Source organism: Pedobacter sp. WC2423 (assembly GCF_040822065.1).
Taxonomy (GTDB): Bacteria; Bacteroidota; Bacteroidia; order Sphingobacteriales; family Sphingobacteriaceae; genus Pedobacter.
The window spans coordinates 477771-494199 of the sequence record NZ_CP162005.1; the positions used below are offsets into that span (position 1 = coordinate 477771).

Annotated in this window: 8 protein-coding genes; all 8 read left to right on the forward strand. The window is 39.5% G+C overall.

The features are described from left to right. The first annotated feature begins 20 nt into the window (after positions 1 to 20). The 8 genes from AB3G38_RS01600 to AB3G38_RS01635 all read left to right on the forward strand — a co-directional run bounded on the left by AB3G38_RS01600 (position 21) and on the right by AB3G38_RS01635 (position 16281). A complete protein-coding gene (locus AB3G38_RS01600) occupies positions 21 to 4871 on the forward strand; it encodes a chemotaxis protein CheB (protein WP_367866748.1) in 4851 nt (1616 codons plus the stop codon). A 345-nt stretch (positions 4872 to 5216) separates the two neighbouring features. After that, the gene (locus AB3G38_RS01605; RefSeq protein ID WP_367866749.1) at positions 5217 to 6860 is read left to right on the forward strand and encodes an MAC/perforin domain-containing protein; all 1644 of its coding nucleotides are present in this window, start codon (positions 5217 to 5219) and stop codon (positions 6858 to 6860) included. 140 nt (positions 6861 to 7000) lie between these two features. After that, on the forward strand, positions 7001 to 7567 hold the full coding sequence (locus tag AB3G38_RS01610) for an HD domain-containing protein (protein WP_367866750.1): 567 nt from the start codon (positions 7001 to 7003) through the stop codon (positions 7565 to 7567). A 107-nt stretch (positions 7568 to 7674) separates the two neighbouring features. After that, a complete protein-coding gene (gene rhaT, locus AB3G38_RS01615) occupies positions 7675 to 8751 on the forward strand; it encodes an L-rhamnose/proton symporter RhaT (RefSeq protein WP_367866751.1) in 1077 nt (358 codons plus the stop codon). Positions 8752 to 8773: 22 nt separating this feature from the next. Further along, positions 8774 to 10894 (forward strand): bifunctional aldolase/short-chain dehydrogenase, encoded by a 2121-nt coding sequence (locus tag AB3G38_RS01620; protein WP_367866752.1) that lies wholly within the window; start codon positions 8774 to 8776, stop codon positions 10892 to 10894. A gap of 10 nt (positions 10895 to 10904) precedes the next feature. Beyond that, the gene (locus tag AB3G38_RS01625; protein ID WP_367866753.1) at positions 10905 to 12179 is read left to right on the forward strand and encodes a TIM barrel protein; all 1275 of its coding nucleotides are present in this window, start codon (positions 10905 to 10907) and stop codon (positions 12177 to 12179) included. Then, positions 12179 to 13567 (forward strand): FGGY-family carbohydrate kinase, encoded by a 1389-nt coding sequence (locus tag AB3G38_RS01630; protein WP_367866754.1) that lies wholly within the window; start codon positions 12179 to 12181, stop codon positions 13565 to 13567. The genes AB3G38_RS01625 and AB3G38_RS01630 overlap by 1 nt, the downstream gene beginning before the upstream one ends. Then, on the forward strand, positions 13564 to 16281 hold the full coding sequence (locus AB3G38_RS01635; RefSeq protein ID WP_367866755.1) for a family 78 glycoside hydrolase catalytic domain: 2718 nt from the start codon (positions 13564 to 13566) through the stop codon (positions 16279 to 16281). Before AB3G38_RS01630 ends, AB3G38_RS01635 begins: the two co-directional genes overlap by 4 nt. Positions 16282 to 16429 lie beyond the last annotated feature (148 nt).

The window sequence follows — 16429 nt, forward strand, 5'->3', positions numbered from 1 at the left end:
AAATACAAATAAAGACCAATATGCGGGATCAGCAAGAGAACAGTTATTCAAAAGAAGATGCTCAATATATTGTCGCCATAGGCGCCTCTGCGGGTGGTTTGGAGGCTATACATGAGTTTTTTGATAACATGCCTCAAAGTTCAGATTTCGCATTTGTTGTGATTCAGCATCTCTCTTCGGATCATAAAAGTTTATTGGTAGAATTAGTCTCCAAGCATACACAAATGCAAGTGATTGAGGCGGCCCATAATATGCTGATACAGCAGGGATTTGTCTATATTATTCCCAATAATAAATTGATGACGGTAAGTAAAGGCCGTTTGAAACTTGCTGATAAATCAAAAATTAAAGCGCCTAATATGGCCGTGGATGTATTCCTGCATACGCTGGCTAAAGACAAAAAAGAAAAAGCTATCGCTATTATTCTTTCTGGTACAGGTACTGATGGTACTAAAGGAATTCAAAGTATCAAAGAAAACGGAGGAATGGTGCTGGTTCAGGATCCGTCTACTGCCAAGTTTGATGGAATGCCTAATAGTGCTATTTCACTGGGAGAGGCTGATTATATTCTTTCCCCCGCTAAAATGTTCCACGAATTGCTTAATCACGTCAATGAAGATCCATTAGAGGTGCTTGATCATAACAATGTCGATGAAAGCATGCTGGATACCATTTTTAAACTGGTACACGAACAAAGTGGTAATAATTTTAATCTGTATAAAACACCCACAATCATCAGGCGTATTGGGCGCCGCATGAATGAGAATGGTTTCCATACACTGGAAAGTTACATCCAGTTTTTAAAAAATAATGTCAATGAAGTAAAAATACTTGGACAAGACTTTTTAATTGGTGTAACCAAGTTCTTCAGAGATAAAGATCATTTCGAGTTTTTAGAGAAAAATATATTACCGGATATTATCAGCAATAAGAAAGAAAAGGAAGTTTTAAAGGTTTGGGTTTGTGCTTGCAGTACAGGGCAGGAGGCTTATACAATTGCTATTCTGATTAATGAATGTTTGGAACGGGCTGGGAAAACTTTGGAAGTGAAGATTTTTGCTACGGATATTGATCAGAAAAGTATAGAAATAGCTTCCAGAAACCAGTATCCTGAAAATATAAAAAAGGAGGTTCCAGCTGCGTTATTTAAAAAGTATTTTGTTCAGGAAGGTGATTTTTATAGCGTCAGTCCAATAATCAGAAAGCAGATGGTTTTTGTGAAACATGATGTGATCAAATCGCCGCCTTTTATTAAGAATGATCTGGTGAGCTGCCGGAACATGCTGATTTATATGAATAAGACGCTTCAGGAAAAGGTACTTTCTACTTTGCATTTTTCACTGAATAAGGGAGGGTACTTGTTCCTGGGCTCGAGTGAAACTGCACATGTTTTAAAGGGTGGGGTTTCGGAAAGTGCAGAGAAGTGGAAAATCTTTCAGAAATCCGGAGCGATCAATTATTCTTCATTTAATACCTATAATACTTCTGGAAGATTATTGATTTCGGAAGATAAAAATGGAAAAAGTATACCTGAGCCGGCTCAGACTCCACTAGAAAAACGCTTCAATAAATTTATTGTTGATGATTTGGGTTATGCAGGTGTATTTATTGATAAGGGATATATTATAAAAGAGGTTATTGGGAACTATAAGAATTTCTTATCCTTACCAGATCAGAAAATTGAATTGAATATTCTGAAAATGGTTCCTAAAGAAATAGCTGTTGTCCTGAACACTGCTTTAAGAAAAGTATGGAAAGAAAATACTGTTGTTCATTTAAATAAGCTTCGTATCCATCAAAATGAAACGCCGTCACTTCTTAATATAGCTATTCAGCCACCCGATGAGGCAGGATATACGATGCTTGCTTTTACAGCACATGCTGTTGATGTGGTTCCTGATAAAGATGATTCCAATAGTTCTCCCTTATCTTCATTACAGTATGATGAGTATGTGTTTGAACTGGAAGCTGAGTTAAATGAAAGCAGAAGCAATCTTCAGCTGGCTATGGAAGAAATGGAGACTACAAATGAGGAGCTTCAGTCTACAAACGAGGAATTGCTTTCAGCGAACGAAGAATTACAGTCGGGTAATGAGGAATTACAATCCTTAAACGAAGAGCTTTATACACTGAATACTGAACATCAGGTAAAGATTAAAGAGCTGGTTGAGTTGAATGATGACCTGGATAATTATTTCAGGAGTACAGATATTGGCCAGGTATTTCTGGACTCAAACCTGTATATCCGTAAATTTAATGCGGCCGCTATTCATATCATCAATATGATTGAGGCGGATATAGGCCGTTCTTTTGTACAGATTTCTACTAATCTGATTGCTGAAAACCTGATTTCAGAGGTAAGTTCTGTATTGGCTGGCGGGCCGGTTATTGAAAAAGAGGTAACGCTTAAAAGCGGTAAAAGAAGTCTGATGCGGATCATGCCTTATGTCCGTAAGGATAGAAAGAGGGATGGGGCTGTCATCACTTTTGTTGATATTACACATATTACGGAACTGAATAATATTATTTCCGGTGTTTTTAATGCAAGTTTAAATGGTATCCTGGCCTTTACAGCCATTCGTAATAAAGAGGGGATTATTGTTGATTTTAAATGTACTTCGTTCAACGATTCTGCTTTAAAGCTGCTTCAAAAAGATAAGATTGAACTTGAAAATGCATTGCTGGTTAAACAGCTTCCTGAACTGATTCAGGGAAGTTTATTTACTAAATATATAAACCTCGTAGAAAAGGGCAAAAATATAGAAACTGAATTTCAGGATGCCGCTAACAGATGGTATAAAATCGTTGCTGTAAAAATGTCGGATGGTTTTGTAGCTACGCTTTCGGATATTACAGATCAGAAAGCTGCGGAAGACAGGCTGAAGAAGAATTACAATGAACTGATTATTGCCAGAGAAAGTTTAAAAAACCTGAATACAGAACTGGAAATCAAAGTTGCAGAACGTACAAAGGAACTGTCTGAAAGTGAAGAGCGCTTTAACCAGGTTTCCAGGGCAACCAATGATACGATCTGGGATTGGAACCTGGTGGAGAATACCATGTGGAGGAGTGATAATTTTAATTCCATGTTCGGTTATGAGTCTACCGGAGAGAGCAGCAATATCAGGTTCTGGTTTGAAAAAATACATCCGGAAGACAGAAAGGTTGTACAGGATAGTGTATATGAGGCGATTAATACGAATAAAAAACAGTGGTCTGCGCAGTATAGGGTAAGGAAGCTTGATGGAAGTTATGCGATCATTCTGGATCGCGGATCAATTATGCACGATGATTTTGATACCCCTTACCGGATGGTCGGATCAATGGTTGATGTGACCAGGTTGATTGAGACTGAGGCAAAACTAACTTCAAGTGAAGAGAAATTTGAAAAAGTATTTCATTCGAATATGATCGGAATGATGTTTTCAAATCTTGATACCGGTTTGATCGCAGATGCAAATGACGTGTTTCTGCGGATGATTGGTTATAGTAAGCAAGACCTGACTGATGGACTGGACTGGACTAAAATTACACCTCCGGAATACAATCAGGTTACTGAGGACGCCATGTCAAGGTTGAAAGCCGAAGGGGTTTGCCCGCCTTATGAAAAAGAATACATCCGTAAAGATGGAAGCCGGATTTTTGTGATGATCGGATCGGCTTTGTTAGGCAAGGATGCTGAAACAGTAACTTATATTATTGATATTACTGAGCAGAAGGTAGCGGAACAAAAAAGGGCGGAGCTTCAGCTTCAGGTTAAGAACCAACAAGAAGAGTTTTACAGGATCTTCAAAAATGCCCCGGCATTAATTACGATCAGAAGAGGTAAAGACCTGGTTTATGAATTTACCAACAATAAGTTTAATGAGTTTGTAGGAACGGAAGATTTTATCGGGCAAGCCTCGGCTGTTGCACATCCTAAATATATAGGCTCACCAATCGCGGAAATTGAGCAGCAGGTTTTAAGGACCGGTGAGACTCATATTGCCAAATCCTTCAATATAAAATATAAACATCCTGGTTACGGGGTGGCTGAACATTGGTTTGATTTTACCTTTATTCCTGTTTACACGGCCAATGGCGAGATAGATGGAATTGCATTCTTTGGTTTTGATGTGACTGATTTGCTCAAGGCACAGCAAACGACCAAAGACCTGATGCACAAAAAAGATGAATTCATGAGTATTGCAAGTCATGAATTGAAAACTCCGATTACCAGTATCAAAGGGTTCTTACAGCTGGCCTTAAGGTTTGCAGACAAGACACAGCAGAATAATCAGATGCTGACCTTGATTAGCAAGGCAGAGAAACAGGTTGGTAATTTAACTTCACTGGTAAATGATTTGCTGGACGTCACCAAGATACAGGCGGGAAAAATGCAGTTTAATTATGCGCATTTTAATATCAAGAGTACTTTAGAAGAGTGTATTGATGATATCAGGCATACCGAAGATTACGAAATTATCATTGATCATATTGATGATATCCAGGTTTATGGAGATCAGCATAGAATAGAGCAGGTGGTTAACAATTTCTTATCCAATGCGATTAAATATTCTCCAAAACACAGAACTGCAAGAGTGTATACAGAATTGATTGGGGATGATTTGAAGTTAACGGTTAAAGATTATGGGATTGGCATACCTCAGGACAAGATTGAGAATGTATTTGATCGCTTTTTCAGAGTTGACGCGGTTTCTGCTATGTTTTCGGGTTTAGGACTGGGATTATATATCTGTGCTGAAATTATTAGCAGGCACGGTGGCCAGATCGGTGTAAACAGTGTAGAAAATGAGGGCTCTGAGTTTTGGTTCCAAATACCAGTAAAAGGAGTGGAGAAGAAGGATGAAATAGCAAATGAAAGCAATTAAATATCAAGATCAGCCTTACGGGGATAAGACTGATCTTTGAAATTCTTTGATCGGAAGATCAGTTTAGATGCAGAGGAAGGAATCGAACCTTCTGGTGCTGCCATTATTCAGCCCCCTGCTTTTTGAAAGTAGCACTTGTACTTCGGGTGCAAAGATAAGTCTCATATTAAGAATTTATGGGGGTGAAGCATGATTTAACAAAAGCTTAATATAGGTGATTTAACATACTGTTTTTATTCTTAAAAATGTTTTTGCTCTTATAGCTAAGATTGTTTTATAAATATAATTTATTTTGATTAGATTAATTATAAATAAAGTATGTAGTTTTATGAAAAATAAACAGATATGAGAAAACACAATTACCCTTTATTATTGATTTTTTTGCTAACCACCGTTGGTTTGGTTTCTTGTAAAAAGAATCAAGTTGCTAATGACCATGCCAATGGCAAAGATGGGAGCGGAAAAGATGAAACCATTGTCTTAATTGAAAGAGCATCTTCTAAACCATTTATCTTATCTAATAAGGCTTCTGGTAAGTCTGCATCTGGTGTACAAGTAAATGGCTTACCAGATGGCCCTCTGGATATTAAATATTATTTAGGAAGATCTTATAATACAAAAATAAGTGAAATCGGGAGTCCTGATGGTGTGAAATTTCCAGTAATTGATATTGACAAACTTTATGCCGCTAATCCTGATTATTTCAAGAGTATAAAAATAGGAACTTCAGATGCTCAACGTTTTTCTTTTTCAGATTTTGAAAGATACCAGGAAAAATCTAATAAATCGAGCACTGTGACTGGTGGATTTTCCCTTAAAATAGGCTTTTTTTCTATTGGGACAAAGCATAAATTTACTAACACTTTTTCTTCAGATGTAGTTACTGACAATAAAAAGGTATTCGGGGAACTCAATGTAAGGGTCAAGGACGCTTCTTATGAGCTTCTTTTGAGCAGCAACGTAATAAAAAAGGTTAAAGAAGACTACTTAAATTCAACGTTTCTGGATGAATTGTATAACACTTCTCCAAGTGAATTTGTCAATAATTACGGTGCATTTTTAATCACAAATTTTATAGCAGGTGGAAGAGCAAATGCATTATTTACTGGGAGTTACCTTTCTACTTCTGACACGCAAACCAAAGAGAAGTCTATGGATAATTCAATTAGCGCTTCTTATACATTCAAAGAGAAAAGTAAAGACTCAATAGGTGCAAACATTGGAATTGGTAATGGTAATGGTAGTACAATTGCAAAATCGAATAATATTGGTGAATTCAGAACCTCTGTAAAAACCTATGGTGGTAGTTATGGGTACAGCGCATTTACGGTTCCAAAGTCAATTGATGATGTGAATATTGATCTTTCAACTTGGGCATCTTCGATGAATGATAAAAGTAAACATGTGCTGATTGATTTTAATGATAATGGACTCAGACCGATTTCGGATCTTTTGTTGCAAGAAAATATTCGCTATAACTTAGACAGATATGCAATAACAAGTTCAGAGTCTAAACCACTTGAAGTGCCGCGGATTGAGGCTAGATGGAGATATATCATGTCTGGTGGTATTGGGTTTGTTACCGTTGTATTGAAAACGCGCTTTGGTGATGAGTTGCTGATTAGTGACAATTCAACTGTTTTGCAATTCCAGGATTTGAATGCGATGCAGGCTTTTGCGAAACAAGAAGCATTGAAAAAGCTACCTTTTTATAAGGTCGCAGTTACAGCTAACTATATGAAAGCAGATGATGTCTCGAATTATACAACTTCAATCGTTAATATTGACGAGGCAAGTATGAAAAAGTTTTACGATGTGAAACATAAGATGTTATATCTTTTATCTCAGGCAAATGGAAAGAAATTTGCTTATTCAATACACAATGATTTCTTATTAGATACTTATGCAATCAGGAATTGGGTTAACGGTATGGCAACGACAGTAGTAACTCCAACTGAATTAGAAAGTTATACTATTATAGGATTATAAAATCCACAATTGTAAAAGCCTGATGAATTCATTTTTATCAGGCTTTTATTTTTACAGCTCATTGATAACATAATGTTTAATTTCTGTTCATATGAGTTGTTGAATTTTGGCCTGCTTATCAGTAAGACAGGCAGGCTAATATGGAACAACAGCAGGTACAAGATACAGTAGAGCGGATATTCAGTTTATATGAAACCCTTGGTGAGGAAGAATATGGTGAAAGTGTGAGTATGACCATGCATATGATGCAATGTGCGCAACTTGCGCAGCAGGCTGGTGAAACTGATGAAGTTGTACTCGCCGCTTTTTTACATGATATAGGCCATTTTCTGGAAGGTGATGAAAAGATGGATATTTACGGTACGCAGCATCATGATGATCTGGGTGGCCGGTTTTTAGTGGATCTGGGTTTTCCGCAAAGAATGGGCGACCTGGTGTCGAGTCACGTTGCTGCGAAGAAATACCTGGTTTATGCGGAGCCGGCTTATTACGATGCGCTTTCGGAAGTGAGTAAGATTACACTTGAATTTCAGGGAGGTAAAATGACAGCTGAAGAGGCTGCTGAATTCGAAAAAGATCCATTGTTGCCGTTGTATGTTAAGATTCGTAAATGGGATGATTTAGGAAAAAATGCGGATAAACCGGTGCTGGCAGAGGAAATCCAGCTGATGAAGGAAATGACACATCATTATCTGATGAACTTATAATCTTGATTATTTCTGCATAAATTTAGGTTAGAGCAGGACAGTTAATAACAGTTAGCTGATTATAAAGCGGTATTATCGCTTATTATTCTAACCAGATATATAAATTTATGCAGATCATTTTTGGAGTTATCTTCCATTTTATCGGGGGCTTCGCCTCTGGCAGCTTTTACATCCCCTATAAAAAAGTTAAAGACTGGGCCTGGGAAAGCTATTGGATCGTTGGCGGGATCTTCTCCTGGCTGATTGTGCCACCATTGGCAGCTTATTTAACCATTCCTGATTTTGCTGAAATTATCCAACATACCAGTGCTGCAATTATAGGATTAACCTATTTCTTTGGCGTATTGTGGGGAATAGGAGGGCTTACTTTCGGTTTGGGTGTACGGTATCTCGGGGTATCATTAGGCAGCTCCATCATATTGGGAATGAGTTCTGTTTTTGGCGCATTAATGCCATCAATTTATTATGATTTTTATCCTAAAGCAGGCAAAGATACTTTTACTGATATTATAACGAGTCCGTGGGGGCAGCTAGTCATTGTCGGTTTAATCGTTTGTATAGCAGGTATTTTCATTTGCGGGAAAGCCGGGATGATGAAAGAAAAGGATCTGTCTGCACATCGGCAAACACAAGAAAGTGCGGAATTTAAAATAGGACTGGGTTTAACAGTTGCCGTGATTTCAGGGATACTCAGTTCCTGTTTCGCCTTTGGTATTGATGCAGGAAAGGACATGGCGCATGAGGCTAATCACTTATGGAAAACGCTTCATCCGGGACAGGGAGAATTCCTTTTTCAAAATAATGTAACTTATATCGTGATTTTATGGGGAGGCCTAACGACCAATTTTATCTGGTGTATGCTGCTGAACGCTAAAAATAAAACATTCAAAGATTATACAAATAAAGAAGCCCCATTACTTAAGAATTATATTTTTTCTGCATTGGCAGGGATCACCTGGTTTTTACAGTTCTTTTTTTACGGAATGGGAGAAAGCAAACTAGGGAACGGTGCCAGTTCATGGATTTTACACATGGCCTTTATTATCCTGGTAGCCAATATCTGGGGATTAGTGCTGAATGAATGGAAAGCCGTATCGCGAAAAACATTCAGAACTGTGCTGGTTGGTATTGTATTTATTATCGCTTCTATCCTGATTGTAGGATATGGAAATTCAATTAAATAGTCACAAAAAAATATTCAATACTATGTTCGACGAAAGAGATCGTTTTAAACACGTAAGTTATTTATGGGATGAAACAGAAGCTGCTAAGTTAGCAGGAGATGAGGTTGCCTTATTACTTTACCGTTCAAATTTATTAGGTGCAGATTTACGGCTTACCAACTATGGTGGTGGAAATACTTCGTGCAAAGCAAATGCAATTGATCCGCTAACGGGTCAGACTACTGAAATTATGTGGATCAAAGGTTCGGGAGGAGACATTGGTACGTTAAAGCGTAACGGATTGGCTGCGTTGTATGCAGACCGGCTGAGCGCTTTAAAAAACATCTATAAAGGTCTAGATCAGGAAGATAAAATGGTAGAGCTCTTTAACCATTGCATTTATGATTTAAACTCCAAAGCACCTTCAATTGATACCCCTTTACATGGATTTCTCCCTTTTAAACATATTGACCACCTGCATCCTGATGCGGCGATTGCAATTGCAGCAGCGAAAGATGGGAAGCAGATCACGCACGATTTGTTTAAAGGTGAAATTGGCTGGGTAGACTGGCAGAAACCTGGGTTTGATCTGGGTTTACAATTGAAACAATGTCTGGATGAAAATCCGGGAATCCGCGGAATAATGCTCGGGTCTCATGGATTATTTACCTGGGGAGATACCGCTTATGAAAGTTACCTGAACACATTGGAAGTTATAGAGATTTGTGCGGATTATCTGGAAGCTAATTATGGAAAAAAGGGGCCGGTATTCGGTGGTCAGAAAATCGCCGCGCCTGAGCAATCGGTAAGGAAAAAGCAGGCGGCAATTATATCGCCCATTTTACGTGGATTTTGTTCTTCTGAACGTCATATGATCGGGCATTTTACCGATGACGCAAGAGTGCTGGAGTTTATTAACTCGAATGATCTGGCCAGACTTGCTCCTTTAGGCACAAGCTGTCCGGATCACTTTTTACGTACTAAAATAAGTCCGCTGGTTTTAACGCTGGATGCAGAAGAAGACCTTTCCGATACGGAGCGCCTTAAAGAAATACTGGCTCCTGTTTTTGCAGCCTACCGGGAAATGTATGCTGATTACTATCAAACCTGTAAGCATGATAACAGTCCGGCGATGCGTGATGCAAATCCGGTTATCATTCTTTATCCGGGAATTGGCTTGTTTTCTTTCTCCAAAGATAAACAGACTGCTCGTGTGGCAGCAGAGTTTTATATCAATGCAATTAACGTGATGAAAGGAGCGGAAGCAATTTCTTCTTATACTTCATTGCCACGTCAGGAAGCATTTAATATCGAATACTGGCTGCTCGAAGAGGCAAAATTGCAAAGGATGCCAAAGCCGAAAGCGTTAACGGGTAAAATTGCGCTGGTTACTGGCAGCGCAGGAGGAATCGGCAAAGCGATTTCCAGGAAGTTTGCAGAGGAAGGTGCTGCTATCATCATCAATGACAATGATAGCAGCCGTTTAGCACAGGCAGACCAGGAATTTGATCAGTTATTTGGCAAGGACGCTTATACCACTGTATTACTGGATGTCACTAGTGATGAAGCGATACAGGAAGCTTTCAATACAGCTGCGCTGGCCTTTGGCGGGGTAGATATTGTGGTCAATTGTGCTGGATTGTCTATTTCCAAACCCATCGAAGAACATACCGGCAAAGATTGGGATTTGTTATATGATGTACTGGTTAAGGGGCAGTTTAAAATCACACAAACAGCTGTAATAATGATGCGCAAACAGGCAATCGGTGGTGATATCTTAAACATTGTCAGCAAAAATGCGTTAGTTTCCGGGCCTAACAATGCAGGCTACGGATCGGCTAAAGCTGCACAACTTCACCTCAGCAGGTTGAATGCTGCGGAATTGGGAAAAGATCAGATCAGGGTCAATGTGGTTAACCCGGATGCGGTAATTTCGGATAGTAAAATATGGGAAGGAGACTGGGCTGCGGGCCGTGCAAAGGCATATGGTATTAAAGTAGAAGAATTGCCTGCTTTTTATGCAAAAAGAACGTTGCTGGATAAAATTATCCTTCCGGAAGACATTGCAAATGCTTGTTTAGTTTTTGTAGGTGGACTTTTAAATAAATCTACCGGAAATGTAATAAATGTAGATGGTGGCGTGGCTATGGCTTTCGTCAGATAAATTGAAGAAAATGGAAATAGAAAAATATCAGATAGACACACACAACCAGGAACTGGAAACTGAACATCAACGCAGATTTGACTTTGCGGCAGCAGAAAATCCGCAGGTTGAAAATATAATCTCTAAGTTGATTCAGTTCCAGATTGGGATTCCAAGCTGGGCACTCGGTACTGGTGGAACACGTTTCGGCCGCTTTTCCGGTGGCGGAGAGCCACGTAGCCTGGAAGAGAAAATAGAAGATATTGGGCTGCTTCATCGGTTGAACCAGTCAAGCGGTGCAATTTCATTACATATTCCATGGGATAAAACTGAAGATTACGAAGGAATTAAGAGGTTAGCTCATCACCATGGACTTCGTTTTGATGCCATGAATTCTAATACTTTTCAAGATCAGCCCGGCCAGGCACATAGCTATAAATTCGGGTCTTTGCAGCATGTGAATAAAGCGGTACGCAAACAAGCGATTGCACACAATATTGAAGTGATCCGTCAGGGTGTGGCCTTTGGGTCGGATGCGTTAACGGTCTGGCTGGCTGATGGCTCTTGTTTTCCGGGACAGTTGAATTTCAGAAAAGCCTTTCAGAACACCTTGGAAAGCCTGGAAGAAATTTATGCGGCTTTACCAGAAAAATGGAAGTTGTTTGTGGAGTATAAAGCTTTTGAACCAAATTTTTATTCGACTACAGTTGGAGATTGGGGACAGTCATTGTTATTCGCCAGTAAACTAGGGCCTAAAGCTTATACGCTGGTTGATTTGGGACATCATTTGCCGAATGCAAACATTGAACAGATTGTCTCTCTTTTACTGATGGAAGGCAAGCTGGGTGGTTTTCACTTTAACGACTCCAAGTATGGGGACGATGACTTAACTGCCGGAAGTATGAAGCCCTATCAATTGTTTCTTATTTTTAATGAACTGATTGAAGGGATGGATGCAAAAGGTATAGATCATGCCACAGGATTAGGCTGGATGATTGATGCTTCGCACAATGTGAAAGATCCTTTAGAAGATTTGCTGCAATCTGTGGAAGCGATTATGCTGGCTTATACACAGGCATTGTTAGTTGATAAAGAAGCCTTATCTGTTGCGCAGCAGGAAAATGACACTGTTAAATGTCAGGAAATTCTGCAGCATGCTTTCCGTACAGACGCAAGAGCGATTGTACAGGAAGCCAGGCTAAGAAGCGGAGGAGCTGCAAAACCTTTAGCATTATACCGCCAGCTAAAAGTCAGAGAAAAGCTGATTGCAGCAAGAGGAGCAAAAACCATAGCAACAGGTTTATAATGGGTGCCATTCCAGTTATTGTTGTTTTTGATGTTGGAAAAACCAATAAAAAGATTTTCCTCTTTGATGAAGACTATAAAATAGTTTTTGAACGCTCCGCCCGTTTTATAGAAATGTATGACGAGGATGGAGATCTGTGTGAAAATCTGGAAAGTTTAAGGCTTTCTGTTTTTGATTCTTTACGCGAAATATTGAAGCGCAGGGAGTTTGAGATTAAGGCAATTAACTTCTCTGCTTATGGAGCAAGTTTTGTATACATTGATGAATATGGAAAGCCGCTGGCACCTTTATATAATTATCTGAAAACTTATCCTGAAGAATTGGAGAACAGCTTTTATGCTGCTTATGGTGGCCGGGAAGCAATTTCTGCAGCTACGGCATCGCCTGTTTTAGGCAGCCTTAATTCAGGGATGCAATTATACCGGATTAAAAAAGAAAAGCCAGATTTGTATCAACAGATCCGGTATGCGCTGCATCTTCCTCAATATTTGAGTTACTTAGTTTCTGGGGTGGAGTATTCAGACTTGACCAGTATTGGTTGTCATACGCAGCTTTGGGATTTTAAGCAGAATGATTATCATGAATGGGTTAAAAAGGAGGAGTTAACTCAAAAATTGGCGCCTATTGCTCCTGCAGAACAGGTATTTGCTTCGGAGTTTCCGGGTAATCAGTATAAGGTAGGCATTGGTTTGCATGATAGTTCTGCGGCATTGATCCCGTATCTCATTAATTTTCATGAACCATTTGTGCTGATTTCTACCGGAACCTGGTGTATCACGATGAATCCATTTAATACAACGACGCTTACCCCGGCAGAGCTGGCGCAGGATTGTCTTTGCTATTTGCAATATAAAGGGAAACCTGTTAAAGCCTCCCGGATTTTTGCCGGTTATGAACACGAACAGCAGGTGAAACGTATTGCTGCTTATTTTAAGCAGAATATTGGCCGTTACCGCCATATGAAATATGAGGCAAATATCACTGAAGAGTTATGGAAAGGGATGAAAGAAAGAAAGGAGCTGGATCTTCCTTTGTGCAAAGAGTCTGCTTTCCCTAAGCGCGATCTTGCCTCTTTTCCATCAGATACTTTTGCTTATCACCAGTTTATTCTGGATCTTACTTTACAGCAAAAGGCCTCTTCCAGCCTGGTGATGGATCATAAAAAGGTGAAAAGAATTTTTGTGGATGGTGGTTTTAGCAAGAATACAATTTATATGAATATGTTAGCCCTGTTGTTTCCTGAACTGGAAGTTTTTGCTGCCTCTATGGCGCAGGCTACAGCAATTGGAACTGCACTGGCGATACATCAGTGCTGGAATAGCAAACCCATTCCGACAGACCTGATTGAATTAAAATATTATACAGCACATACAAACCAGGAATTATGAAGTTTTGTCAGAAAATAAGTATTAGCTCTTCCCTGTTTTTAATTTTTAGTTTGAGTTCTCTTGCTTTTGGAAGTGCCAGATTAATTGCAGGTAGTTTGGTGCCTCCTTCTGGTCATGAAATTGTATCGCCAGGTGGCTTACAGTGTGAACATTTAGTAAATCCTATCGGCATTGATGTGCCAAAACCAAGATTATCCTGGTTGCTGTCTGATACACGGCAAGGTGCTAAACAAACCGCTTACCGGGTAATGGTTGGCACAGATTCTTCTGCATTGGTTCAGCAAAAAAAAGCTTTATGGAACACGGGAAAAGTTAATTCTTCTGCCGCGTTGCTTCTTTATAATGGAGAATTGTTAAAACCATTTACTAAATATTTCTGGCAGGTAGAGGTCTGGGATAAAGATGGAAAACCCGGGGTAGCTAAGGCCGCCAGTTTTGAAACCGGAATGGTGCAAATGTCCAATTGGAAAGGAACATGGATCAGTGACCGGAATGAGGTGAATATATTACCTGCCCCGTATTTCAGAAAGGTATTTGAAAGTCCGAAAAAGATAAAATCTGCCAGGGCATATATTGCAGCAGCAGGATTGTATGAACTTTATCTGAATGGTAAAAAGGTTGGCAACCATCGTCTTGATCCGATGTATACCCGCTTTGACAGAAGGAATTTATATGTAAGTTATGATGTGACTGCCAATTTGCAGGCTGGTAAAAATGCAATTGGTGTTTTATTGGGAAATGGCTGGTATAATCACCAGTCTTTAGCAGTATGGAACTTCGATAAAGCACCATGGAGAGCAAGACCCGCATTTTGCCTGGATTTGCGGATTACTTATCAGGATGGCTCTGAAGAAACAGTGACTTCTGATGGCAGCTGGAAAACACATAGCGGGCCATTAGTTTTTAACAGTATTTATACTGCTGAACATTATGATGCACGTTTGGAGCAGCCGGGATGGAATAAAGTTGATTTTGATGCCAGTAAATGGGGAGAAGTGACTTTGCGCGCAGCACCTTCTAAAAATATTGTCAGCCAGGCGATGCACCCTATTCGTAGCATTGAAACTATTCCGGCAGTATCAGTGAAGAAGTTTAACGATACCACATATGTTTTTGATCTGGGCAGAAATATTGCAGGGGTCAGCAAAATTAGAGTAAGGGGTGAAAGCGGAACAGTGATTCAGCTTAAACATGGCGAAAGATTGTATCCGGACGGCCGCCTGGATCTTTCTAATATTGATGTTTATCATCGCCCAAAAGATGAAAAAGATCCTTTTCAAACCGATATACTGATCTTAAATGGTAAGGGTGAAGAAGAGTTTATGGCCAGGTTCAACTATAAAGGATTTCAATACGTAGAGGTCGTGAGCAGTAAGCCTGTAGCATTGAAAAAGGAAAGTATTACCGGATATTTTATGCACAGTGATGTTCCTGTAGCAGGCCAGGTTAGTTCTTCTAATCCTTTGATTGATAAATTATGGTGGGCAACGAATAATTCGTACTTATCAAATTTATATGGTTATCCTACAGATTGTCCGCAGCGGGAAAAGAATGGCTGGACAGGAGACGGGCATTTTGCTGTAGAAACAGGTTTATATAATTTTGACGGCATTACAATTTATGAGAAATGGCTTGCTGATCACCGGGATGAACAGCAGCCTAATGGGGTGTTGCCGGATATCATTCCTACTGGTGGCTGGGGTTATGGAACTGCAAACGGAACGGACTGGACGAGTACAATCGCTATTATTCCCTGGGATATTTACCAGTTTTATGGAGATTCCTCGTTGTTGGCGGCTTGTTATGACCATATAAAAAGCTATGTAAATTATGTGACGCAAATTAGTCCTTCGGGGTTAACAAGTTATGGAAGAGGGGACTGGGTTCCTGTAAAGTCTTCCTCTCCGTTAGAATATACCTCTTCAGTTTATTATTATGTGGATGCTCATATTCTGGCTAAAACAGCAAAGTTGTTTGGTAAAACTGAAGATGCTCAGTATTATAGCACACTGGCCAATAAAATTAAGAAAGCTATCAATGCTCAATATCTGAATCAATCGACCGGGATTTATGGCAGTGGTTTACAAACGGAGTTAAGTATGGCGCTGCAATTGGGCATTGTTCCAGCAGCACTTCAGGATAAAGTGGCTTCCAATCTGGCAAAAAGAGTAGCGGCAGATGGGATGCATCTGGATGTAGGTGTATTGGGTGCTAAAGCAATTCTGAATGCATTGAGTGATCATGGTCAGGCAGAAACGGCTTATAAACTGGCTGCGCAGGATACTTATCCTTCCTGGGGCTGGTGGATTGTCAATGGGGCAACTACACTTTATGAAAATTGGAATATTAAAGCAGAGCGTGATATCTCGTTAAACCACATGATGTTTGGAGAGATTGGTGGTTGGTTTTTCAAAGGATTGGGAGGGATTAAAGTGGATGAGCAACAACCGGGATTCAAAAATGTAATCCTGGCACCTAATTTCGTCACGGGCTTAACTCATTTTGAAGCGAGCCATGATGGGCCATATGGGAAAATCGTTTCTTCCTGGAAAAGAAAAGGTGAGACCGTTATTTACGAGGTGACTATTCCGGCAAATAGCAGTTCAACAATTTCTTTTCCAATATCGGGAAAGCAGGCTGTTTATTCTAACGGTAAAAAGATCAGCCGGATTTATAAAACCGAATCTGGCAAATATCAGTTCGAAATCCGGTAACACGGGTATAAAACCGAATAAAATCATTTCAGCATTCATTTCTTAGTTTAAAAAATCAGTAAAAGGGAAAGTCATTCAATTGGCTTTCCCTTTTTTATTAAAACCTTTTAAATGTAAATAAAAGCCGATTTACAGGATAGAGCAGGTT